At 69.6% G+C, this 23923-nt stretch carries 20 protein-coding genes; 15 read left to right on the top strand and 5 right to left on the bottom strand.

Annotated elements, in window-relative coordinates:
- Positions 1 to 5 precede the first annotated feature (5 nt).
- Together WT24_RS27970 and WT24_RS27965 are read right to left on the bottom strand one after the other, a co-directional pair.
- On the bottom strand, positions 6 to 1589 hold the full coding sequence (locus WT24_RS27970; RefSeq protein ID WP_060036453.1) for an NAD(P)/FAD-dependent oxidoreductase: 1584 nt from the start codon (positions 1587 to 1589) through the stop codon (positions 6 to 8).
- Positions 1586 to 2512 carry an SDR family oxidoreductase gene (locus tag WT24_RS27965; protein ID WP_060036452.1) on the bottom strand — a complete coding sequence of 309 codons (927 nt, stop codon included), beginning with the start codon at positions 2510 to 2512 and terminating at the stop codon, positions 1586 to 1588. The genes WT24_RS27970 and WT24_RS27965 overlap by 4 nt, the downstream gene beginning before the upstream one ends.
- An 88-nt stretch (positions 2513 to 2600) precedes the next feature.
- Here WT24_RS27965 and WT24_RS27960 point away from each other — a divergent pair, with 88 nt between their 5' ends.
- Both WT24_RS27960 and WT24_RS27955 read left to right on the top strand, forming a co-directional pair.
- Positions 2601 to 3257 carry a TetR/AcrR family transcriptional regulator gene (locus WT24_RS27960; RefSeq protein ID WP_060036451.1) on the top strand — a complete coding sequence of 219 codons (657 nt, stop codon included), beginning with the start codon at positions 2601 to 2603 and terminating at the stop codon, positions 3255 to 3257.
- A gap of 40 nt (positions 3258 to 3297) precedes the next feature.
- Positions 3298 to 3789 (top strand): hypothetical protein, encoded by a 492-nt coding sequence (locus WT24_RS27955; protein WP_257127357.1) that lies wholly within the window; start codon positions 3298 to 3300, stop codon positions 3787 to 3789.
- A 15-nt stretch (positions 3790 to 3804) separates the two neighbouring features.
- On the opposite strand, the gene WT24_RS27950 is transcribed toward WT24_RS27955, so the two are convergent.
- Entirely contained in the window at positions 3805 to 4758 is a 954-nt protein-coding gene (locus WT24_RS27950) for a LysR family transcriptional regulator (RefSeq protein WP_060036450.1), read from the bottom strand.
- Between the two features lie 126 nt (positions 4759 to 4884).
- Between WT24_RS27950 and WT24_RS27945 the strand changes: the two genes are divergently transcribed.
- From WT24_RS27945 to WT24_RS27900, 10 genes are all read left to right on the top strand, one after another.
- Positions 4885 to 5529, top strand: coding sequence for a glutathione S-transferase family protein (locus tag WT24_RS27945; protein ID WP_059789300.1), 645 nt, complete (start codon positions 4885 to 4887; stop codon positions 5527 to 5529).
- A 35-nt stretch (positions 5530 to 5564) separates the two neighbouring features.
- Complete coding sequence (locus tag WT24_RS27940; RefSeq protein ID WP_060036449.1) at positions 5565 to 7607, top strand: pyridoxamine 5'-phosphate oxidase family protein; 2043 nt, start codon at positions 5565 to 5567, stop codon at positions 7605 to 7607.
- Between the two features lie 758 nt (positions 7608 to 8365).
- On the top strand, positions 8366 to 10597 hold the full coding sequence (locus WT24_RS27935) for a TonB-dependent siderophore receptor (protein ID WP_060036448.1): 2232 nt from the start codon (positions 8366 to 8368) through the stop codon (positions 10595 to 10597).
- Between the two features lie 59 nt (positions 10598 to 10656).
- The gene (pnuC, locus tag WT24_RS27930; RefSeq protein WP_059504185.1) at positions 10657 to 11301 is read left to right on the top strand and encodes a nicotinamide riboside transporter PnuC; all 645 of its coding nucleotides are present in this window, start codon (positions 10657 to 10659) and stop codon (positions 11299 to 11301) included.
- Between the two features lie 36 nt (positions 11302 to 11337).
- On the top strand, positions 11338 to 12528 hold the full coding sequence (locus WT24_RS27925; protein WP_060036447.1) for a phosphotransferase enzyme family protein: 1191 nt from the start codon (positions 11338 to 11340) through the stop codon (positions 12526 to 12528).
- Between the two features lie 244 nt (positions 12529 to 12772).
- Positions 12773 to 14086: a TolC family protein gene (locus WT24_RS27920; protein ID WP_059789305.1), complete on the top strand. Its 1314-nt coding sequence runs from the start codon at positions 12773 to 12775 to the stop codon at positions 14084 to 14086.
- Positions 14087 to 14112: 26 nt separating this feature from the next.
- On the top strand, positions 14113 to 15582 hold the full coding sequence (locus WT24_RS27915; protein WP_060036446.1) for an efflux RND transporter periplasmic adaptor subunit: 1470 nt from the start codon (positions 14113 to 14115) through the stop codon (positions 15580 to 15582).
- A 128-nt stretch (positions 15583 to 15710) separates the two neighbouring features.
- Positions 15711 to 18923 carry an efflux RND transporter permease subunit gene (locus WT24_RS27910; protein WP_060036445.1) on the top strand — a complete coding sequence of 1071 codons (3213 nt, stop codon included), beginning with the start codon at positions 15711 to 15713 and terminating at the stop codon, positions 18921 to 18923.
- The gene (gene irlR, locus WT24_RS27905; RefSeq protein WP_034205392.1) at positions 18923 to 19606 is read left to right on the top strand and encodes a heavy metal response regulator transcription factor IrlR; all 684 of its coding nucleotides are present in this window, start codon (positions 18923 to 18925) and stop codon (positions 19604 to 19606) included. Before WT24_RS27910 ends, irlR begins: the two co-directional genes overlap by 1 nt.
- Positions 19603 to 21009: a heavy metal sensor histidine kinase gene (locus WT24_RS27900; protein WP_060036444.1), complete on the top strand. Its 1407-nt coding sequence runs from the start codon at positions 19603 to 19605 to the stop codon at positions 21007 to 21009. The genes irlR and WT24_RS27900 overlap by 4 nt, the downstream gene beginning before the upstream one ends.
- A gap of 79 nt (positions 21010 to 21088) precedes the next feature.
- Here the strand turns inward: WT24_RS27900 and WT24_RS27895 are convergent, their stop codons facing one another.
- The gene (locus tag WT24_RS27895; protein ID WP_059504172.1) at positions 21089 to 21376 is read right to left on the bottom strand and encodes a DUF4148 domain-containing protein; all 288 of its coding nucleotides are present in this window, start codon (positions 21374 to 21376) and stop codon (positions 21089 to 21091) included.
- A gap of 140 nt (positions 21377 to 21516) precedes the next feature.
- On the opposite strand from WT24_RS27895, the gene WT24_RS27890 reads away from it, so the two are divergent.
- The 3 genes from WT24_RS27890 to WT24_RS27880 all read left to right on the top strand — a co-directional run bounded on the left by WT24_RS27890 (position 21517) and on the right by WT24_RS27880 (position 23011).
- Complete coding sequence (locus tag WT24_RS27890) at positions 21517 to 21915, top strand: hypothetical protein (RefSeq protein ID WP_257127571.1); 399 nt, start codon at positions 21517 to 21519, stop codon at positions 21913 to 21915.
- 289 nt (positions 21916 to 22204) lie between these two features.
- On the top strand, positions 22205 to 22480 hold the full coding sequence (locus tag WT24_RS27885; RefSeq protein WP_060036443.1) for a DUF4148 domain-containing protein: 276 nt from the start codon (positions 22205 to 22207) through the stop codon (positions 22478 to 22480).
- A gap of 27 nt (positions 22481 to 22507) precedes the next feature.
- The gene (locus tag WT24_RS27880; RefSeq protein ID WP_060036442.1) at positions 22508 to 23011 is read left to right on the top strand and encodes a hypothetical protein; all 504 of its coding nucleotides are present in this window, start codon (positions 22508 to 22510) and stop codon (positions 23009 to 23011) included.
- 30 nt (positions 23012 to 23041) lie between these two features.
- Here WT24_RS27880 and WT24_RS27875 read toward each other — a convergent pair whose 3' ends face one another.
- Entirely contained in the window at positions 23042 to 23767 is a 726-nt protein-coding gene (locus WT24_RS27875) for a hypothetical protein (RefSeq protein WP_060036441.1), read from the bottom strand.
- Positions 23768 to 23923: the final 156 nt, after the last annotated feature.

Genomic DNA, 23923 nt, shown 5'->3' with positions numbered 1-23923 from the left:
CGGCCTCAGCGGGTTTCGAGTGCGGGTTCGGCAGCCGGTGCGGCGGCTGCCTGGCCGGTTTGGGCGCGGCGTTCGAAATGCATCGCGGAATCGGCGAGCGGGCTGAACTTCAGCGACGCGAGATCGAGCACGTAGTTCTGGTGGAATTTCCACGGCTTGCGGTGCCCCTGCTTCGGCAGGATGCCGGCCGCACGCTGGATGTAACCCGAGCTCAGGTTGACGGCCGGCACGTCGCCGAGATCGCCTGCGCCGAGCCGCGGCACGCACGTGTCGTACCCGTTCGCGCGCATGTGATTGAGCAGCCGGCACACGTAGCGCGCGATCAGCTCGGCCTTCAGCGTCCACGACGCATTCGTGTAGCCGAACGACGACGCGAGGTTCGGCACGTCGCTGTACATCATCCCCTTGTACGACACCGTCTCCGACAAATCGACCGTGCGGCCGTCGACCGTGATCCGCGCACCGCCGAGCATCTTCACCTTCAGCCCGGTCGCGGTGACGATCACGTCCGCGTCGAGCTGCTGGCCGCTCTTCAGCTCGAGGCCGGTCGGCGTGAAGCGCTCGATCTCGTCGGTGACGATCGATGCTCGGCCCGCGCGAATCGCCTTGAACAGGTCGCCGTTCGGCACGAGGCACACGCGCTGATCCCACGGCATGTAGCGCGGCGTCAGGTGCTTCGCGACGTCGAAGTCGGGGCCGAGCTGCTTGCTCGCCGCGCGGATGATGAACCGTTTCGTCCGGTCGGGCTTGCGGCGCGACACGTTGTACAGGTACATCGTCAGCAGGACGTTCTTCACGCGCACGAGCCGGTGCGCGAGCCGCGACGGCAGCACGCGGCGCAGCGCGTTCGCGATTTTGTCGCGCGCGGGCAGCGACACGATGTAGGTCGGCGAGCGCTGCAGCATCGTCACGTGCCGCGCATCGGCCGCCATCGACGGCACGAGCGTGACGGCCGTCGCGCCGCTGCCGATCACGACCACGCGCCGGTTCGCGTACGACAGATCCTTCGGCCAGTGCTGCGGATGCACGAGCGTGCCCTCGAACGTGTCCATGCCTGCCCAGTCGGGCAGGTAGCCGGCGTCGTAGTCGTAGTAGCCGCTGCACATGAACAGGAAGCGGCAGGTATGGACGAGCGTGTCCGTTGCGCCGTCCCGCGTGCGCTCGATGCGCACCGTCCAGCGCGCGCGATTCGAATCCCAGTCGGCCGCGACGACCTTCTGGCCGTAGCGGATCGTCTCGTCGATGCCGTAGGTGCGCGCGGTGTCGCGGATGTAGTCAAGGATCGTCTGCCCGTCGGAGATCGCCTTGTCGCTGTGCCACGGGCGGAAGCTGTAGCCGAGCGTGAACATGTCGGAATCCGAACGAACGCCCGGATAGCGGAACAGGTCCCAGGTGCCGCCGATCGCGTCGCGCGCCTCGACGATCGCCACGCTCGCATGCGGGCAGCGCTGCTTCAGGTGATACGCGGCGCCGATGCCTGACAGCCCGGCGCCGACGATCAGCACGTCGAGGTCGTTGCCGTCACGCCGGTCGCGGCGGGCGTCGGGAGCAGGCGGCGCGGCGCGCCGGTCGGTCGTCGTCGAGCTCATGCGGGGTCCTTCGTCGGTGTGGTGGGGCGCGCGGCCGGCGCGTAGGCGCGTTCTCCCGCGGAGGCTTCCTTCGGGCGAAGATTGCGTGCGCGGGCGCGACGCACGTGGCGCAGCATCAGCCACTGATAACCGGCGCCGAGCAGCCGCGCGATCCTGTCGAGCCGGCGCGCGTCGGCGCCGACCAGCACGCGGCGCGCATTGCGCTCGACGCCCGCGAGGATCTGCCGCGCGGCCTCGTCGGCCGTCGTCGCGTTGATCAAGCGATTGGCCTGGCGGCGATGGGTCGCTTCGTCCTGCCCCGTCAGTGCGCGGATGCTGGCATCGACGCGGCCCGCGTCGACGATGCTCGTCGCGACGCCGCCCGGATGCACGCAGGTCGCACTCACCGGCGCGCCGTCGAGTTCGAGTTCCATCCGCAGCGCCTCGGTGAAGCCGCGCACCGCGAACTTGGTCGCGTTGTACGCGCTTTGCGTCGGCATCGCGACGAGCCCGAACAGGCTCGAGGTGTTGACGACGTGCCCGTCGCCCGATGCGCGCAGATGCGGCAGGAACGCCTGCGTGCCGTGCACGACACCCCAGAAATTGATGCCGACGATCCATTCGAGATCGGCGAGGCGGGCGGTTTCGGCGCTGGCGGCCAGCGAGACGCCCGCGTTGTTGAAGATCAGATTGACCTTGCCGTGCTCGGCGCGAACGAAATCGGCCCACGCGAACACCGCGTCGCGGTCGGCGACGTCGACCCGGCGCGTGCTCACGCGCACGCCGTGCCACGCGCACGCGGCCGCCGTGCCGGCGAGCCCGGCTTCGTCGACGTCGGCGAGCGCGACCTTGCAGCCGCGCCGCGCGAGCTCGATCGCGAGGCTGCGGCCCATGCCCGAACCGGCGCCCGTGATCGCGGCGACCTTGCCGGAAAACCCCTTCATCCGTCGTTCCTCCCGTTCCGCTTGCGCTGCATCGGCGGCGCGTCTATTGTGGTGTTGATCGTCACCACTTTAGTTTTCGGGTGTCCTGATGTCAAATAGCGGAATGGAGAAAGCACTCGAAACGGAAAAAAGAGGCCGGTCGTATGGCGGCGTGGCGCCCGAGGTACGGGCCGCCGAGCGGCGCGATGCGTTGATCCGCGCGGCGACGCGCGTGTTCGGCACGGTGGGGTTTCGCAAGGCGACCGTGCGGTCGATCTGCCAGGAAGCGAAGCTGAACGATCGCTATTTCTATGCGGCATTCGACAGCACCGAGGATCTGTTGCGCTGCACCTATCTGCATCACGCGCAGCAACTGCACGACGCGGTCGCGCAGGCGGTCGCCGCGCGCGGCGGCGATCTGCGCGAGCGCGTCGACGCGGGGCTCGCCGCATTCTTCGCGTTTCTGCGCGACCCGTGCGCGGCGCGCGTGCTGCTGCTCGAGGTGATGGGCGTGAGTGCGGATACCGACATGACGTATCAGCGCATGCTGCTCGACTTCGGCAAGCTGATCATGGCGATCGGCGTGCCGCGCGAAGCCGTGACGCCGGCGGAGCGCACCGAGCAACGGCTGATCGGGCTCGCGCTGGTGGGCGCGATGACGAACGTCGGCGCCGCATGGCTGCTCACCGGCTATCGCGATCCGGAGGCGCAGATGATCGCGAGTTGCAGGAAGGTGTTGCTGGGGACGTTGGGGGCGGCGGGATAGGTGCGCGGGACTGGGGCCGGTCGCCCGCGATACGGGATGGTTGTCGATCAATAACAAGGAACTCATGCAAGTACGGAACCGATGGTGGCGCCGCGCGACGTCGGCGGGAGCGGTTGTTTCCGTCCTGATGCTGACGGGCTGCGGCTGCTGGCCGTTGAGCGAAACCACGCGCTACGAAACCGAGTGGAAATCGCAAACGGTCGCGGCGCTGTTCAGGGATGCGGACCGGGCAGGCGACGTCTGCCGCGATGCCCTCTATACACAGCACCTGAAGGACACAGTGGCGGCCTGCAAGGACGGGGCGTATGAAAAAATCCGCAATCGCATCAGCGGGGAACCCGTCACGCTCTCCTTCGCGAAGGCGACCTGCGCGGAAGCGCAAGCCCAACTGGACCAGGGTATCCCCGCCAGCATCCAGGACAGGATCTTCAATCTGAATCCGTTTCCGGACGAGTTTGCTTCGTGCATGAGCGATAAAGGATTCAAGCGCGAGGAGGTCGCCAAGAAACAGTGCTACCTGAAATTCATGTGACGGACGGCTAACCGCTCAGTCCTCCGCGCGCTTCGGTCGCGGCGCACGCGCGGGCGGCGCGACCGGCGTTTGCCCGAGCCGCACCTTCATCGCATCGATGAACGCCCGCACCTTCGGCGACGGCAGCCGCGTGGACGGATACACCGCATGAATCCCGGCCGGCGCCGTGCGCCAACCCGGCAGCAGCCGCACGAGCCGGCCGGCCGCGACGTCGTCCGCGGTCGAGAAATCCGTCAGCAGCCCGAAGCCGCCGCCCGCGAGCACGATCGCGCGGCACGCGGTCGCGGTGTTCGACACCACCGGCGCGACGCAGCGCACCGATGCGTGGCCGCCGCGCGCGTCGTCGAGGTCGAGCGTATGCGGGCGCGGCAGCGACGACAACATCACGAACGGCAGCGCGGCGAGCGCATCCGGATCGCGCGGCAGCCCGTGGCGGGCAACGAACGCCGGGCTCGCGACCAGCCATTTCTCGTAGGTGCCGAGCTGTACCGCGCGATGGTTCGAATCGGCGAGGCGGCCGATGCGGATCGCGACGTCGAGGTTGTCCGCGACGAGATCGACGACGCGGTCGTTCGCGACGAGTTCGACGGCGAGCGCCGGATGCCGGTCGCGCAGCGCGACGACGGCCGGCGCGACGACCAGCGCGCCATAGTCGATCGGCACGCTCACGCGCAGCGTGCCGCGCAGCGGCCCGGCGTCGGACGACACCGCGTCGAGCGCGGCTTCGGCGGCGCGCACGATGTCGCGGCACGCGTCGTAGAACACGCGCCCGGCATCGGTCACGCTCAGCCGCCGCGTCGTGCGCACCAGCAGGTTCGCGCCGACCTCGGATTCGAGGCGCTGCATGTGCGTGCTGACGACCGTCTTCGCGAGGCCGAGCCGCTCGGCCGCGGCCGTCAGCGAGCCGGCCTCGACCACCGCGACGAAGATCGCCAGCCGGTTCAGGTTCACGTCGCGCAAATCGGCCATCGTCGATTGTCCTATGGAAGCGGATAATGTTTCAGCAATTATCCGTCTTCTGGCGACGAACCGCGAGCGCTACGCTGGGGCCGTTCGTCGCCGATCCCCGGCGGCGCGAGATTCCGGAGTGTTTCCATGTCTGCCGCCAGCAAGCCTGCTTCGCCGATCCGCGTTTATTCGTTCCTGTTGTCCGGGCACGCGCACCGTGTCCGGTTGTTCCTGTCGCTGCTCGGGCTGCCGTCCACGACCATCGACGTCGATCTCGCGGCCGGCGCGCAGCGCGAACCGGCGTTTCTCGCGCTCAATCCACTCGGGCAGGTGCCGGTGATCGACGACGGCGGCACCGTGATCGCCGATTCGAACGCGATCCTCGTGTATCTCGCGAAGCGCTACGGCGACGCGCACTGGCTGCCCGACGATCCGGTCGGCGCGGCCGTCGTGCAGCGCTGGCTGTCGTACGCGGCCGGCCCGATCGCGTCGGGCCCGGCCGCCGCGCGGCTCGTGACCGTGTTCGGCGCGCAGCTCGACCCGGAAGCGGCCAAGCGTACGGCCGCGAAGGTGCTCGACGTGATCGATCGCGAGCTGGCCGGCAAGCCGTTCGCGGCCGGCGCGCAGCCGACGATCGCGGACATCGCCGCGTACACGTACATCGCGCACGCACCGGAAGGCGGCGTGTCGCTCGAACCGTATCCGCACGTGCGCGCGTGGCTGGCGCGTATCGAGGCGTTGCCGGGCTTCGTCGCGATGCCGACGACGCGCGCGGGCCTGCTCGCCGCTTGACGCTCGCGGCCACCGTGCCTGTTCAGGAGAACGCAATGAATACGCCGAGCGCCGTCGTACCGGGCTGGGAACTCGAGGTCACGCCGTTTCACGCGGGCGAGCTTGCCGTGCAGCAGCGCGCGGGCGTGACGGACGCGGCGGGCGCGGCCGGCCGGCGCGGCATCCGGCGATTCATGCCGGACCAGCACCGGACCTTTTTCGCGCAACTGCCGTTCTTCGTGCTCGGCGGCGTCGATGCGCAGGGCCAGCCATGGGCGACGCTGCGGGTCGGCGCACCGGGTTTCGTCACGTCGCCGGACGCCCGCACGCTGCGCATCGCGGCGCGCGCGCTGCCGGGCGACCCGCTGGCCGGCGCGTGGCGGGCGGGCGCGCCGCTCGGCGGGCTCGGGATCGAATTCGATACGCGGCGGCGCAATCGCGTGAACGGCGTCGTGCGCGCGGCGGACGGCGATGTGCTGACGATCGCGGTCGAGCAGAGCTTCGGCAATTGCGCGAAGTACATCCAGGGCCGCAAGCCGACTTTCATTGCGAGGGGCGTCGACGCATCCGTCGCGCCCGACGTGTCGGACGCGCTGAGCGATGCGGACCGCGCGCTGCTCGCGCAGGCCGACACGTTCTTCGTCGCGAGCGCGAACACGTCTCCCGACGCGGGCGCGGCGCGCGGCGCGGACGTGTCGCATCGCGGCGGGATGCCGGGCTTCGTGCGCGTCGACGATGCACGCACGCTGACGACGCCCGATTTCAGCGGCAACCGGTTCTTCAACACGCTCGGCAACCTGCAGCACGATCCGCGCGCGGGGCTGCTGTTCGTCGATTTCGACGGCGGCGACGTGCTGTATGTCGCCGCGCACGCGGAGATCGTGTGGGACGGGCCGGTCGTCGCGTCGTTCGACGGTGCGCAACGCGTCGTGCGCTTCCATGTGCGGGAAGTGCGACGCATGCGGGCGGTACTGCCGTTCCGGTGGTCGGCGGTCGAGCGCGCGCCGCAGTTCGCGGCGATGGCGTCGTCGTCGGGCGGCGCGGCGGCACCGGCCGCGCCGGCCTCGGCGCCCGCATGGCGGCCGCTGCGCATCGCGAAGATCGTCGACGAGGCGCGCGCGATTCGGTCGTTCCATTTCGAGCCGGCGGATGGCGGCGCATTGCCTGCGTACGAAGCCGGTCAACACCTGACGCTACGCGTCGCGCTGCCGGGCAGCGACGCGCCGTCGATGCGCAGCTACACGCTGTCCGATGCACCGGGCGGCACGCATTACCGGATCACCGTGAAGCGCGAGGGGCGCGTATCGGCATGGCTGCACGATCATGCGCGGGCAGGCATGACGCTCGACGCGCAGATGCCGCGCGGCCGCTTCGCGTTCGATCTCGCGAGCCCGCGCCCGGCCGTGCTCGTGTCGGCCGGCATCGGCATCACGCCGATGGTCGCGATGCTGCGCCGGGCGCTGGCTGACGACGCGCCGTCGCGCCGCGTCGTGTTCGTGCACGGCGCACGCGAAGCGGCCGACCGGCCGTTTGCCGCGGAACTGGCGCGCATCGCGGCCGCCGATGCGCGCGTGTCGCTTCACTGGTTCGACAGTCGTCCTCACGAAGGGGCGGCCGCGCGGGCAGGCCGCATCGACGTCGGGCAACTGAAGCGGATCCTGTCGTTCGACGACTACGACTTCTACCTGTGCGGGCCGTCGGCATTCATGCGCGACCTGTACGACGGCCTGCGCGCACTGAACGTGCCGGACGAGCGCATCCGTTTCGAGGCGTTCGGGCCGTCGAGCGTCTCGCGCAGTGCGACCCGCACGGCCGCCGCGCCCATGGCGGCAAGCGTGCCGGTGGTGTTCCGGCGCACGGGGCGCGAAGCCGCGTGGACGCCTGCCGACGGCACGCTGCTCGAATTCGCGGAAGGGCAGCGCGTGGCCGTGCCGTCCGAATGCCGCGCCGGTTCGTGCGGCACGTGCGCGACGCGCGTGCTGTCGGGCGCGGTCGACTACGCGCAGACGCCCGATGCGCCGGTCGCACCCGGCTGCGCGCTGCCGTGCGTCGCGCGGCCCGCGCAAGGGGCCACGGAGCCGCTCGTGCTCGATTGCTGACGCGCTTGCGACATGTGACCGCGGACGGCCTGCCGCGCGAAAAGTGCGCGCGACTGCTGCTTTTTTTCGGATGCCGTCCGGGTCGACGATAGCGTCGACCGATTTGATGAACGAGCCCGTCGTGAAACTGCTCGGCATGGAGGTGACGATGCAGGGGGGCTAAAGCGAACGGCTGACGAACCGGTAGCAGGCGCCCATTCCCGCGCCGGTTCCAGGCACGTTCCGCCCGGCGCACGACGACGCGGCGTCGGGGCCGGCACGCGCGACGCGAATCGCGCCCGCATCTTCGCCGCCGTCGTGCCGCCCGAACCGCGATTCCGGTTGCCGCCTTCTCCGTTTCCCGTTCCGCCCGATTCCTCGGCCCTGTGCCCCGCCCGGGGTAAAATGCGCGCCACGCCGCGATGTCGCGCGCCGGGCAGGCCGCCGTTCCGACGAACGGCCGGCGCGAGTGCCCGCCGCTCGCACCGGGGCGTTCGAAGCGTCCCCCGCATGACACGATCGCGCGAGGCAGCCGGCCGGCCGGCAGGCACCCGACGGACCCGTCGGCCGCTGCATCGTTTCCGGCGCGTCATCCGAATCCGATGCCCCATCCTGCGCTGTTCCGACCGGCCGGCCCGCTTGCGCGCCGCATGGTCCGGTTCGTCCGATGAATACCGCGTCGACGCACGCGTCCGGCGACGGGCGCGGCGGCGGGTGCACGCTTCGCAGCTTCCAACGGGTTTCGACAGGGTCGAGTGGCGAGTTTTCCATCCAGAACAATGACGGTGAATAGAACAACAGCGGCGCCCGAACGGCGGCGGCGCACGAAGGTCGGGCTCGGTGTCGGTCTCGGCGTCACGCTTTTCGCGGTGCAGGCTGCCGCGGCACCGGGCGATCCGCCCGCGCCGGGCGCCGACGCGACCGGCAGCGCGACGCTGCCCGCGATCACGGTGAGCGGCGAGCGCGGCCCCTCGCTGCGGGCGCGCGAAGCGTCGGTCGCGGGGTTCGACGACGCGCCGCTGCGCGACACGCCGGCGTCGGTGAGCGTCGTCACGCGCGCGCTGATCGACGATCAGCAGGCGAAGCGCTTGAGCGACGTCGTGCGCAACGATGCGTCGGTCGTCAACGACTATGCGCCGGTGGGTTATTTCGAAGGCTTCGCGATCCGCGGCTTTCCGGTCGATCTCGCGAGCGCGATCCGGATCGACGGGCTGACGGTGTCCGGCGAGCAGAACGTGCCGCTCGAGAACAAGGAGCGCGTCGAGATCCTGAAAGGGCTCGCGGGCATCGATGGCGGCGTCGTCGCGCCGGGCGGCGTGATCAACTTCGTGACCAAGCGCTCCGCGAACGTCGCGAGCGTGACGGGCGGCGTCGACAGCCGCGGCTCGACGTCGGCGGCCGTCGATCTCGGCCGCCGCTTCGGCCCCGACCATCAGTTCGGGTTCCGGATCAATGCGGCGAAGGAGAACATGCACTCCTATATCGACGGCACGAACGGGCGGCGCACGTTCGGCTCGATCGCCGCCGACTGGGACATCGGCCCGCGCGCGAGCCTGCAGCTCAACGCCGAATTCCAGCAGTGGATCCAGCGCTCCGCGCCAGGCTACCAGTTGCTCGGCGGCACCGTCGTGCCGTCGGTCAAGACGACGTCGAAGGCGCTCGGCACGCAGCCGTGGGCGAAACCGGTGACGACCGATGCGCTTAACCTGAACGCACGCTTCGACTACCGGTTCAACGACGACTGGAAGGCCTACGTCGCCGCCGGCCGTAGCCGCACGATGATCGACGACAACAGCGCGTTCGCGTACGGCTGCTATTACGCGGCAAGCTGCGCGGCCGGCGCGACGTCGCCGTTCTTCTTCGGCGCGAACGGCGACTACGACGTATACGACTTCCGCAGCCCCGGCGAATACCGGCGCAACGACGATCTGCGCGCGGTTACGACGGGCAGGTTCGCGACGGGGCCGCTGCGGCACGAGCTGACGCTCGGCGTGAGCGTGCAGCGCCGCGTCGTGCACATGGCCGACGCCGTGTACGACTACGTGGGCAGCGAGAACGTCTACGGGCCGGACCTGACCTTCTCGCCGTCGCCGAATTCGCCCGGGCCGTCGTATCCGCGCCTCGATGCGTGGCAGTACGGCGTGTTCGGGCTCGACCGCATCGGCATCGGCGAACACTGGCAGGTGCTCGCGGGCGGCAAGGAAGTGCTGCTGCGCCAGCGCAGCTGGAGCAGCCTCGACGGCGATACGACACATACCGACCGCTCGGTGTTCCTGCCGCAGGTCGCGCTCGTCTACAAGCCGGTGGACGTGCTGTCGCTGTATGCGTCGTACAGCAAGGCGCTGTCGCTCGGCGATCAGGCGCCCGTGCGCGCGACCAACGCGTATGCATTCCTGCCGCCCGTCGAATCGCACCAGTTCGAGGTCGGCGCGAAATACGACTGGCTCGACCGGCTGAGCCTCACGGCTGCCGTGTTCTCGATCAGCAAGCCGTTCCAGTTCGCCGATCCCGACGCATCGGGCACGACCTACACGTTCGTGCAGCGCGGCACGCAGCGGCACCAGGGAATCGAGCTCGGCGCAGCCGGGCGCGTGACCGAGCGGCTGGGGCTGACGGCCAGCGTCGCGGCGATTCGCGCCCGCGCGGTCGATTCGGGGTCGCCGGCCTACGAAGGACACCAGATCATCAACGTGCCCGCGCTGCGCGCGTCGCTGTATGCGGACTACGCGGTGCCGGGCATCGCGGGCCTGAACGTGCTCGGCGGGGTGGAATACAGCGCGGCGCGCAACGCGAACGAGGAAGGCACCGCGCGCGTGCCGTCGTGGTTCGTGTTCAATCTCGGCGCGCGTTATACGACGAAGATCGGCGGCCATCGCACGGTGTTGCGCGTATCGGTGGACAATCTGTTCAACAAGTTCTACTGGCGCGACGCAGGCGAGCAGCAGGGCGATGCGTACCTGTTCCCGGGTGCACCGCGCACCGCGCGCGTGTCGTTGACCTATGATTTCTGACCGACCGGAATCGGCCGCGTGACGCGCGGCCCCGGCAGCCCACCAGGAGAGCACAGACGATGTCCCCACTCGAAATCGCCGGCGTGATCGTCAGCGCGCTCGCGATCTGGCTGACCGCGAAACGGCGCATGCTGTGCTGGCCGGTCGGCCTCGCATCGGTCGCGCTGTACGGCTGGATCTTCTTCGACGCGAAGCTGTATTCCGACATGCTGCTGCAGGGCGCGTTCGCGGTGCTGCAGGTGTACGGCTGGCAGCGCTGGCTCGCGCAGCGCGCGAGCGAGGCCGCCGGCGGTGCAGACGGCGAGGCGGCGCCGGCCGGCGATGTCGCACCCGTGACCGGCGTGCGGCCCCGGCAGATGCTGCCCGACCTGATCGCGGCCGTCGTCGGCAGCGCGCTGCTCGGCGGGATGATGGCGCGCTGGACCGATGCGGCGCTGCCGTTCGTCGATGCGTCGCTGACCGCGTTCAGCCTCGTCGCGCAATACTGGACCGCACGGCGCTACATCGCGTCGTGGGGACTGTGGATCGTCGTGAACGTCGTGTACGTCGGGATGTTCGTGTTCAAGGAACTGTATCTGACGGCCGGACTCTATGCGCTGTTCATCGGGCTGGCCGTCGTCGGCTGGCGCGACTGGAGCCGGACGGCCGCCGCATTGCGTGCAGCCGCCGGCGGCCCGCTCGCATCGGGCGGCGGCGCGCGCTGATTCGCGCACGGATTCAACTACGGAGCAACGCCGTTCATGTCATTCCCCCTCGAGCCGGACGGCCCCCTGTCGCGCGACGTCGCGCCGCCGCAATTCGGCGTGGACGGCGAGCAGGCCGAACGCGACTGGCCGCTGATCACGCACGACGAAGTGGCGGCCGTGCTCGCGCGGATCGACGGCGCGGGCGAACCGGTGAGGCTGACGTGGCACAGCCCGCGGCAGTTCGCGGCAGCCGTGCTGGTGCGGATGGCCGACGGGCGCGGGTTGTTCGTCAAGCGTCATCACGCGAGCCTGCGCGATGTCGCCGGGCTCGAGGAAGAGCATCGCTTCATCGCGCATCTGCGCGCGCGCGGGATGCCGGTGGTGGACGTGCTGGCCGATCGCAACGGTGCGACCGCGTTCGCGTCCGGCGAATGGACGTACGAGGTGCACGTGCTCGCACCCGGCGTCGATCCGTATCGCGGCGTGATGTCGTGGCAGCCGTTCACGCATCCATCGCATGCGTATGCGGCCGGCCGCGCGCTGGCCGAGCTGCATCGCGCGTCGGCCGGCTACGATGCGCCCGCGCGGCCCGTGCGCACGCTGCTGTCGAGCTTTCGCGTGCTGTCGTGCGCCGATCTGGCGGGCGCGCTCGAGCGCTGGGTCGACGCGCAGCCGCTGCTCGTGCGTGCGCTCGGCTCGCGCGACTGGCGTGGCGACGTGGTCGACGCGATCGGCCCGTATCACGCGCGCCTCGTGCCGCTGCTGCCGGCGTTGCCGCCGCTGTGGACGCACGGCGACTGGCACGCGTCGAACCTGCTGTGGACCGAGGCGGGGCCCGGCGCGCAGGTCCGGACCGTGCTCGATTTCGGCTTGTCTGACCGCACCTGCGCGGTCATGGACCTCGCGCTCGCGATCGAGCGCAATACGGTCGACTGGATGGCGCCGGCCGATGCGCGGCGCGTCGAATACGACCAGATCGACGCGCTGCTCGACGGCTACGAATCGCTCGAACCGTTGAGCGACGACGCGTATGCGGCGCTGGTCGCGCTGCTGCCGATCGTGCATACGGAGTTCGCGCTGTCGGAAGTCGCGTATTTCGGCTGCATCATCGATGCGCCGGCGATCGTCGACATCGCGTACGACGGCTACCTGATCGGGCACGCGCGCTGGTTCGGCGAACGCGACGGGCAGCAACTGCTCGACTGGCTCGTGCAGCGGCGGCGCGCGAAGCAAGGGCTCGCCTGATCCGAGTGCGCGGGCCTGCCGCGCACGCGTACCGATTCCTCGACAACCTGCAATCTTCCGTGCGCGCGTCGCGCGGTACGTTCAACCCGTCCTCCCGATCTTCGACGCGGCATGCCGTTCCTGCGGGGCGGTCGCACGCCTGCGTGCCGCTGCACCCGACATGACGGAAATATCATCTTCGCCTCATGTTCGCACTGCGGCCGGTCCGTAGCATCGGTCGCGAACCGTTACCGCAGAACCGAACATGCTCAAGCTCAACCTCGCCGCGGCCATCGTCTTCGCGATGGCCGCGACGGCTCATGCACAGCCGTCGCCGACGCCGGGGCCGGCCACGACCGCAGCCGGCAGCGCGACGCCGATCGGCGCACCGCCATCCGGCGCGCTTCCTGCGCCGTCATTGACGCTGTCCGATGCGCTCGCGGTCGCGGCGCGGAACAATCCGGCGCTGCGCGGCGCGCGCGCGGACGTCGATGCATCGGCCGGCGCGTTGATGCAGGCCGGCGCGCGCCCGAATCCCGAAGTGTCGTTCCTGCAGGAAGGCTTCAGCCGCGCCGAACGCACGTCCACCGCGATGATCGGCCAGGCCATCGAACTGGGCGGCAAGCGCCGCGCGCGGCTCGACGTCGCGTCGTACGGCCGCGAGGCGGCGAGCGCCTCGCTCGACGAGCAGGGCGCCGCGGTGCGCGCCGACGTGATCGCCGCGTTCTACGGGCTGCTCGCCGCACAGCGCCAGCTACAGGTGACCGAGGAATCGGCCGCGATCGCCGCGCGCTCCGCGGATCTCGCGGCGCGCCGCGCGCAGGCCGGCAAGGTGTCGCCGGTCGAGGCGACCAAGGCGCAGGTCGCGGCGGCCGGCGTGCAGATCGAAGTGGTGACCGCACGCGGCCGTGTCGAGGTTGCGCGCGAGAAGCTGAACGCCGTGATGGGCGAAGCGCGCAGCGACCGGCTCGCGGTGCGCGGCGACTTGGAAAACGTGCCGCCGGTCGAGCCGCTGTCCGCGTTGACCGCGCAGCTCGACGACGCACCGCTCGCGCGGGTCGCGCGCGCCGAGCTGCTGCGCGCGAATGCGGCCGTGTCGCTCGAACGCGCGCGCCGCGTTCCGGACGTGACGGTTAGCGCGGGCGTGAAGCGCGTGACCACGGGCGGCGTGCCCGACAACCAGGCCGTGGTCGGCATATCGATTCCGATTCCGCTGTTCAACACGAACCGGGGTGCGCTGCTTGAGGCGACGCACAAGGCCGAGCGCGCGAACGCCGATCTCGATCGCGAACGCACGCGCCTGCGGCTGGAGCTCGCGCAGGCGTACGCGAATTTCGAGGCCGCCGAGCAGGAAGCGCAGCGGCTGAAATCCGACATCCTGCCGGCCGCGCGTCTTGCGCTCGACGCGATGTCGCGCGGCTACGAGCTCGGGAAGTTCAGCTTCCTCGACGTGCTCGACGCGCAGCGCACGCTGTTCCTGGGGCAGTCGCAATACGTCCGTGCGCTCGCCGGCGCCCATGCGGCTCGCGCCGATATCGGCCGGCTCGTCGGCACGCCGCTTGCGGCCGTCGCGCGCTAAGCGCCGCTCTCACCGGAAGGATCATCATGTCACGCAGCAGAATCTTCGTTATCGCGGCCGCCGTGCTCGGTGGCGCAGGGATCGTGATCGGCGCACTCGCCGTCGCGCGGGGCGGCAGCAGCGCATCGGCGCCGACGGCCGCCGAAGCCGCGCAGCCGGCCGAGGGCGCCGGCGCGCGCGGCGGTGTCGTGCTCGAGCGCGGCAAGCTGTCCGTCGAGATCGTGATGACGGAAAAGCCCGGCGACGCGCGGCTCGTCGTCTATCCATTCGTCGACGGCAAGCCTGCGATCGACGGCGTGACCGTGTCCGGCACGCTGGTGCGGTACGACCGTACGCGCGAGCCGTTGCGGTTCGACGTGGCCGGCCGGAAGTTCGTGTCGGCGCAGTCGATCGCGAAGCCGCACGTGTTCGATGCGACGATCGACGTGAAGGCTGGCAACGATGCGGCATCGTTCCCGTTCGCGCGCGCCGACGGTGCGATCGCGCTGAGCGACGCGCAACTCGCGACGTCGAGGATCGCGCTTGCGAAGGCCGGCCCCGCGCAGATCGCGACGCCGTTCCAGTTGCCGGGCGAGATCAAGTTCAACGAGGATCGCACCGCGCACGTGGTGCCGCGCGTGGCCGGCATCGTCGAGCAGGTGTCGGTGTCGCTCGGGCAGAACGTCGCGAAGGGGCAGGTGCTCGCGGTGATCGCGAGCACCGATCTGGCCGACCGCCGCAGCGAGTTGCTGACGGCCGAGCGCCGTCTGGCGGGGGCGCGCGCGACCTACGAGCGCGAACGCACGCTGTGGCAGGAACGGATTTCGGCCGAGCAGGATTACCAGCAGGCCCAGGTGCAGTTGCGCGAGGCCGAGATCGCCGTGCAGAACGCGCGGCAGAAGCTCGCCGCGCTGAACGCGCCAGTCGGCGCGGGCGCGCTGAACCGTTACGAACTGCGCGCGCCGTTCGCAGGCACGATCGTCGAGAAACATGCGACGCCCGGCGAGGCGATCGCCGCCGACGCGAGCATGTTCGTGATTTCCGACCTGTCCACCGTGTGGGCCGAGATGGCGGTGCCCGCGCAGCGGCTCGACGACGTACGCGTCGGCCGCGACGCGACGGTGATCGCGACCGCGTTCGAATCGCGTTCGAGCGGCCCGATCGCGTACGTGGGGTCGCTGCTCGGCGAGCAGACGCGCACCGCGCCGGCGCGCGTCGTGCTGCCGAACCCGGACCGCGTGTGGCGCCCGGGGATGTTCGTGAACGTGTCGGTCGATGCGGGTGCGCAGGGCGTGCCGCTCGCGGTCGCGAGCGACGCGCTGCAGGACGTCGACGGTGCGCCGTCGGTGTTCGTGCGCTCGCCGAAAGGCTTCGTCGCGCAGGCCGTCGAGACGGGGCGGCGCGACGAACGCGCGACGGAAGTGCTGAAGGGGCTCCAGCCCGGCCAGGAATACGCGGCGTCGAACAGCTTCGTGTTGAAGGCGGAACTCGGCAAGGGGAGCGCGGAACATGAATGAGCGGCAATACGCATGCGCCGTGGCGAGGCTGGCGGCTCTTCATGCGGCTTGCTTTCCGAGCGGCCGGTCGACCGGCCGCTCGGCCCGTCCGGTGCGGGCCACCGTGCTCCGCTTCAAGGAATCCCGACATGTTTGAGCGTCTGATCCGCTTTGCGATTGCGCACCGCTGGCTCGTGATGCTGGCGATCGCGGCCGTGGCCGCGCTGGGCGTGTTCAGCTACCAGCGCCTGCCGATCGACGCGGTGCCCGACATCACCAACGTGCAGGTGCAGATCAACACGTCCGCGCCCGGCTACTCGCCGCTCGAGGCCGAGCAGCGCATCACCTATCCGGTCGAGACCGCGATGGCCGGGCTGCCGGGGCTGGAGCAGACGCGCTCGATCTCGCGCTACGGGCTGTCGCAGGTCACCGTGATCTTCAAGGACGGCACCGACATCTACTTCGCGCGGCAGCTCGTCAACGAGCGCATTCAGGAAGCGAAGGACAAGCTGCCGGCCGGCATCGCGCCCGCGATGGGGCCGACGTCGACGGGCCTCGGCGAGATCTACCTGTGGACCGTCGAGGCCGACGCCAACGCGCGCAAGCCCGACGGCACGCGCTATACGGCGGCCGACCTGCGCGAGCTGCAGGACTGGGTCGTGCGGCCGCAGTTGCGCAACGTGCGCGGCGTGACCGAGGTCAACTCGATCGGCGGCTACGTGAAGGAGTACCGCGTCGCGCCGAATCCGGCGAAGCTGATGTCGTACGGGCTGACGCTCGCCGACGTCGTGCGCGCGCTGGAGCGCAACAACGACAACGTCGGCGCCGGCTACATCGAAAAGCGCGGCGAGCAGTATCTCGTGCGCGTACCGGGCCAGGCGCGCACCGTCGACGACATCGCGAACATCGTGCTGACCAACGTCGGCGGCGTGCCGGTGCGGATGAAGGACGTCGGCGCGGTCGACATCGGCCGCGAACTGCGCACCGGCGCCGCGACGTCGAACGGCGAGGAAGTCGTGCTCGGTACGGTGTTCATGCTGATGGGCGAGAACAGCCGGACGGTGTCGAAGGCCGTCGCCGCGAAGATGGAGGACGTGAACCGCACGCTGCCGGCCGGCGTGAGGGCGATTCCGGTGTACGACCGCACGGTGCTCGTCGAGAAGGCCGTCGCGACGGTGAAGAAGAACCTGCTCGAAGGCGCGGTGCTCGTGATAGCCGTGCTGTTCCTGTTCCTCGGCAACATCCGCGCGGCGCTGATCACCGCGCTCGTGATTCCGCTGTCGATGCTGATGACCTTCACCGGGATGGTCAACGCGAAGGTGAGCGCCAACCTGATGAGCCTCGGCGCGCTCGACTTCGGGATCATCGTCGACGGCGCGGTGGTGATCGTCGAGAACTGCGTGCGGCGGCTCGCGCATGCGCAGGCGGCGGCCGGGCGGCCGCTCACGCGCGCCGAGCGTTTTGCCGAAGTGTTCGGCGCCTCGCAGGAGGCGCGCCGCGCGCTGATCTTCGGGCAACTGATCATCATGGTGGTGTACCTGCCGATCTTCGCGCTGACCGGCGTCGAAGGCAAGATGTTCCACCCGATGGCGACGACCGTCGTGATGGCGCTCGCCGCCGCGATGGTGCTGACCGTCACGTTCATTCCGGCGGCCGTCGCGTTGTTCATCGGCGAGCGGGTCGAGGAGAAGGAAAACCGGCTGATGGGCTGGGCGCGGCGCGCGTACGAACCGGTGCTCGCCGCGTTCATGACGCGCCCGGCGCGCGTGATGACCGGGGCGGGCGCGATCGTGCTGGTCACGCTGGGGCTGGCGACGCGCCTCGGCAGCGAGTTCATCCCGAGCCTGAACGAGGGCGACCTGGCCGTGTCCGCGCTGCGGATTCCCGGCACGAGCCTGTCGCAGTCGGTCGAGATGCAGAAGTCGATCGAGAAGACGCTGAAGGCACGCTTCCCCGAGATCGAGCGCGTGTTCGCACGCACCGGCACGGCCGAGATCGCGGCCGACCCGATGCCGCCGAACCTGTCGGACGGCTACATCATGCTGAAGCCGGCCGACACGTGGCCCGATCCGAAGAAGCCGCGCGACCGGCTCGTGCGCGAGATCGAGGACGCGCTCGCCGAGCTGCCGGGCAACGCGTACGAGTTCTCGCAGCCGATCCAGCTGCGCTTCAACGAGCTGATCTCGGGTGTGCGCAGCGACGTCGCCGTGAAGCTCTTCGGCGACGACATGGCCGTGTTGAACCGGACCGGCGAGCAGATCGCGGCTGCACTGCAGAAGGTGCCGGGCGCGTCGGAGGTGAAGGTCGAGCAGACCACGGGCCTGCCGGTGCTGACCGTCAACCTCGACCGCGACAAGCTCGCGCGCTACGGCGTGAGCGTCGCCGACCTGCAGGATTCGGTGGCCGCGGCCGTCGGCGGGCGGAAGGCCGGCACGCTGTTCCAGGGCGACCGCCGCTTCGACATCGTCGTGCGGTTGCCCGACGAGCTGCGCTCCGACATCGAGGCGATCAAGCGGCTGCCGATCGCGCTGCCCGCGCCGGCCGCGGGCGCCAGCGCGCCGCTCGCGGCGGCGCCGTACGTGCCGCTCGCGGAGCTCGCGACGATCGACGTGGCGCCGGGCCCGAACCAGATCAGCCGCGAGGACGGCAAGCGACGGGTGGTGGTCAGCGCGAACGTGCGCGGCCGCGACGTCGGCTCGTTCGTCGCCGATGCGCGCGAGCAGTTGCAGCAGGACGTGCGTGTGCCGGCCGGGTACTGGGTGTCGTGGGGCGGGCAATTCGAGCAGCTGCAAAGCGCGAGCGAGCGCCTGAAGCTCGTCGTGCCGCTCGCGCTGTTCATGGTGTTCGTGTTGCTGTTCGTGATGTTCAACAACGTGAAGGACGGGCTGCTGGTGTTCACCGGCATTCCGTTCGCGCTGAGCGGGGGCGTCGTGTCGCTGTGGCTGCGCGGGATTCCGCTGTCGATCACGGCGGCGGTCGGTTTCATCGCGCTGTCCGGCGTGGCCGTGCTCAACGGGCTCGTGATGATCTCGTTCATCCGCAACCTGCGCGACGAAGGGATGCCGCTCGACGCGGCCGTGCGCGACGGCGCGCTCACGCGGCTGCGGCCCGTGCTGATGACCGCGCTGGTCGCATCGCTCGGCTTCCTGCCGATGGCGTTCGCGACCGGCACCGGCGCCGAGGTGCAGCGCCCGCTCGCGACGGTCGTGATCGGCGGTATCCTGTCGTCCACGGCGTTGACGCTGCTGGTGCTGCCGGTGCTGTACCGTGTCAGCCATGCGGTGTCGTGGCGCACGGCGTTGCGCGGCGGCGTCGGTGCGCGCGTGCTGCGCCGGCTGGGTTTCTTCAAGGGTAATGCGTGATGCGAATTCTGATTGTCGAGGATGAACCGAAGACGGGCGCATATCTGCGCAAGGGCCTGACCGAGGCCGGCTACGTCGTCGACTGGGTCGAGGACGGCATCACGGGCCAGCACCAGGCCGAAACGGAGGAGTACGACCTGCTCGTACTCGACGTGATGCTGCCCGGGCAGGACGGCTGGACGCTGCTGCAGAACCTGCGGCGCAGCAAGTCGACGCCCGTGCTGTTCCTTACCGCGCGCGACGACGTCGGCGATCGCGTGAAGGGGCTCGAACTCGGCGCGGACGACTATCTCGCGAAGCCGTTCGATTTCGTCGAGCTGACCGCGCGCATCAAGTCGATCCTGCGGCGCGGCCAGCCGCGCGACTCGAACACGCTGCGCGTGGCCGATCTCGAACTCGACCTGACGCGCCGCAAGGCCACGCGGCAGGGCGACACGATCCTGCTGACCGCGAAGGAGTTCGCGCTGCTGTGGCTGCTGATGCGCCGCGAAGGCGAGATCCTGCCGCGCGCGACCATCGCGTCGCAGGTGTGGGACATGAACTTCAACAGCGACACGAACGTCGTCGATTCGGCGATTCGCCGGCTGCGCTCGAAGATCGACGACGCGTACGAACCGAAGCTGATCCACACGGTGCGCGGGATGGGCTACGTGCTCGAAACGCGCGGCGGCGCGGCCGCATGATCGCGCGCCTGCTGCCGCGCACGCTGCGCGGCCGCCTGACCGCGCTGATCATCCTGTCGACGTCGGTGATCCTCGCGTCGAGCGGCGTCGCACTGTACGAGGCGCTGAGCAACCGCGTCGAAGCCACGGCGGCCGAGCAGATGGCCGGCATTTCCGCCGCACTGGGGGCGCATCTGGCCGAGGCGCGCACGACGGCCGACGTCGCGCGCAACGCCGATATCTGGATCGACCAGTTGCACGGGCATCCGAACATGGATCTCGCGATCTTCGATGCCGGCGGTGCGCGCCTCGTCGGCACGCCGGGCTTCCGCCCGTATGCGCCGCTGCTGTCGACGAACGCCGGGCGCGTGCCGGTCGGCATCGCCGCGCCCGGCGTGCGGCACCGGTATCTGCTGACGGGCGTGCCGCTCGCCGGCGCCGGGGCGCCCGTGGTGCGCGTCGCCGTGCAATACGACCGCAGCGCCGACGTGCTGCTGTTGCGCACGCACGCTTATACGATCGTCGTGATCGAGGTGTTCGGCGTGGTGCTCGCGGCCGCGATCGCATACGGCGTCGCGGCGCTCGGGCTGAGCCCGCTGCGACGATTCGCGGCGCGCGCCGAGCAGATGTCGACGAGCCGGCTCGCGCATCCGCTGCCTGAACTCGATACGTCAGGCGAGCTGAAGGAACTCGAGCATGCGTTCAACGGGATGCTTGCGCGGCTGAACGAATCGTTCACGCGGCTGAGCCAGTTCTCGTCGAATCTTGCGCACGACATGCGCACGCCGCTGACGAACCTGCAGGCGGCCGCGCAGGTCGTGCTGTCGCAACCGCGCAGCGCGGACGAATACCGGAGCGTGATCGAGTCGAGCATCGACGAATACCAGCGGCTGTCGCGGATGATCGAGGACATGCTGTTTCTCGCGCGTTCGGAGCAGGCCGGCACGTCGATCGATGTGCGGCGCCTGAATGCGGCGGAGGAGGCCCGGCGGGTGGCCGGCTACTACGAGCCGCTTGCGGAAGACGAGGGCGTGACGGTGAAGGTTGACGGCCATGCGTGGGTCGATGCGGATCTGACGCTGTACCAGCGCGCGTTGAGCAACCTGCTGTCGAATGCGCTGACCTATGCGCCGCGCGGCAGCGTCGTGACGATCGATTGCGTCGAGCAGGGCGGCGCGACGACGATCGCCGTGTCGGACACGGGGCCCGGCATCGCGGCGGAGCACGTCGGGCGGATTTTCGAGCGCTTCTATCGCGTCGATCCGTCGCGGCACGATTCGGCGTCGGGCACGGGGCTCGGCCTCGCGATCGTCCGGTCGATCATGGACAATCACGGCGGCGAATGCGGCGTCGACAGCGAGCCGGGTCGCCGCACGACCTTCTGGCTGCGCTTTCCGCGACGGCCGGCCGCCATCGGCACCTGACGGCGCGGGCGCACACGCCCGCGCGTTCGCCGCAAGGCAGCCGCGCGCGGCGCGTTGCCTGCGGCCGTGGGGCTGGGCGTCATTGCTTCGCGGTCAGGTCGTCGTGATTGTCGGTCTGCGGCTTCTTCTCGCCGCCATGCACCGAAATTCCGTGCAGTTCCTTGTTGCGTGCAACGATCTCGCCGGTCGGCGGGTACTGCGTCTTGCTCGTCGGCACGACTCCGTCGTGCTGCGCCTGCTTCAGTTCGTTGACGACCTGCGAGCGGGACTTGCCTTGCGTTTGCGTTTGGGCGAGCGCGGCCTGCGTGGCCATGCCGAGCGACAGCGTGGCGGTGACGAACCATGCTGCGAGTTTTGCGGTTTTCATCGATGCTCTCCTTGATCGCGGCCGCCGGGTGGCGAACCATGGACCCAGTATGCGAAAGCGGCCGTGCGCGATCGTGATCGCGAGATGAAAAATGCGTCAGATTGCGGCGCGCGCCAGTGCGCCGTGCGGACTCGTTCGACATGACGCAACCGTCATGTTCGCGTCATCGGTGCGATGAGCGGGAAGCGGAACATGAAGTCTGCCGTTGGCCGACCGAGCCGGCGGCGTTCGTGCCGGTCGCCACTGCAGTACCGATAGCGGGCGGCGCCGTTCAAGCCTTCATTCCGGATCGAAAATTGCACCGTCCCGCCATTCGTCTCGCCTTGATCGCAGTCCTGATCGTTCCGTCGTTCGCGGGCTGCGCATCGTCGACACGCTCCAGTACCACGGCAACTGCGCCGGCCGCCACGCGCAAGCCGGTGCCGGCCGGCACGATGACTGGCGAGCAGATCGACTATGCGGGGCACCGCTGCGGCAATCCGAACCTGTATGTGAAAACGCATCCATGCCTGTACCCGCAGCGCCAATCCGCGCGGTGAATCGTCGGACACGCGTAAAAAACGGCCCGGCACTCGACGAGCCCGGGCCTAATGCGCGATCGTGCCGTACGGCAGCGACCCGCTGCGTGGATGGGAACGGGCAGGGCCCGCTACCGTTCCGATCGTAGCGGCGCGGCCCATCGCGAACCTGATCGGAACATGAAATTTTCGTCACGTGGCGCGCGTGGCGGAACGGTGACGAAACCGTCATGAAGCGATCACGAATCCGCACCGCCGCAGGATCAAAGTGAGCGCTCCCGTCACGGCATTCCAATAAGGAGCTATCCAGATGAACATTCCACGCCCGACGATCGCCGTCACCGTTGCCGCACTGTCGATCGTGGCCTTCTCGCAGGCCGTGGCCGCGCAGCCGAAGCGCCGTCAGGACGTGATTCAGGAGCTGGTGCGCGCGCGTCACGACGGCGTGATCCCGAGCCCGACTCACGACTATCCGGCGAGCCCGGCCGCCGTCGCTCGCAATCGGGAGATTCATCGCACGGCCGTTCATCGCGGCGAGAAGTCGCCGCTGGTCGATGCGCACGACAACCGCTTCGCGGGGCTTTGATCGTTCATGCACGGAAAGGAGAGTGCGATGCGCAATGTCGCGAAAGGGATCGTGCTGGCCGCGTACCTGATGTCGACGGCCGCGATGGCGGCAGGCTGGCCGGAACGTGCGCTGTCGCACGCGCCGGCGCACGACGTCGGTCGCCGCGCGAGCGAGCGGATGCGCTGCGAGTTGGCGGCCGTGCCGGCTGGCGCGTGGACCGCGACGTTCGCGCGCGGACAATGCGAAGTCGCCGCTGGCTGGCTGACGTTCGTGCCGGCCGATGCCGGCGACGCGTCGACCGTCGCGGCGAAACGGATCGTGCTCGGCGACGTCCGTACCATGTCGCATCAGTCGCGCAAGCTGAAGGAGCAATTGCAACTGACGACACGCGACGAAGTGATCGCGTTGAACGTGCTGACCGACGACGGCACCCGAAAATCGCGCGAACATGCGATCGACCTGTGGACCGCGCTGCGCAGCGAGGGTGTCACGCCGGTCAACGGCACGCGCATCGTCGATACCTGGCCGACCGGCGCGACGACGTGGTAGCCGTCACACCGTCACGCCGTCGCGCGCGGCCTACCCGGCCTTCACGGATCCCTCGATCAGGAAGAACGCGATGAAGCCGATGAAGAACGAGGCCGTCGCGAACGGCGTTTCGGGTACCTCGTGCGCTTCGACCAGCAGTTCTTCGACGACGAGGTACAACAGCGCGACGGTGCCCAGCCCCAGAAGCGCCGCATAGATATTCGCCGGCAGTCCCGCGAACGCCGCATTGCCTGCAACGGCCGCGAGGCTCAGCAGCGCCGCGAGCGCGACCGGCACGACGATCGACGGCGTGCGGCCGGTGCCGGCCGCGGCCAGCGCCGCGCTGACCGACAGCGCGAGGAACAGTACCTCGAGCGTCAGCGCGACGGTCAGGATGATGCCGCTTGCGTCGCTCGCGGAAAAGGCGATGCCGAGCACCAGGCCGTCGACGACGAGGTCGATCGCCGTGACGACGATCAGGCTCACGGGCAAGCGCGCGTCCTCGAAGCGCGTCTCGATCGCACCCGACAGCGCGCGAATCGCCAGCATCAGCGCGATCCCGAGCACGAAGCCGACGACGACCGGAAACAGCGCATGCGCACGGTCTTGCGGCAGCAGTTCGAGCGCGGCGGCCGCGAACACGATGCCGCCGGTGAAATGCTGGATCACGCTCGACGTTTTCGGGCCGGGCGCGCGCCACGCGGCCGCGAGGGCGCCGAGACAGGCCGCCAGCACGGGCGGTAACGTGAGCAGCGCAAGCTTCGCGGTCGGTGTCATGAGGCCTCTCGGCGGTTGGCGTGTCGCAGCGGAGGCTGCGTGGCACAATCGTACGCGCCGGGCGTCGCTCCGGCATCAACCGGAGATTGAACACCTTGAAGCCGCTCCAGGGTCAAGCGGTTTGATGCGGGGCGCACCGGCAATCCGGCCCGCCCG

This window comes from Burkholderia sp. MSMB1078WGS (assembly GCF_001528895.1).
In the GTDB taxonomy this organism is placed as follows: domain Bacteria; phylum Pseudomonadota; class Gammaproteobacteria; order Burkholderiales; family Burkholderiaceae; genus Burkholderia.
This window is presented reverse-complemented; position numbering and strand designations above follow the sequence as displayed.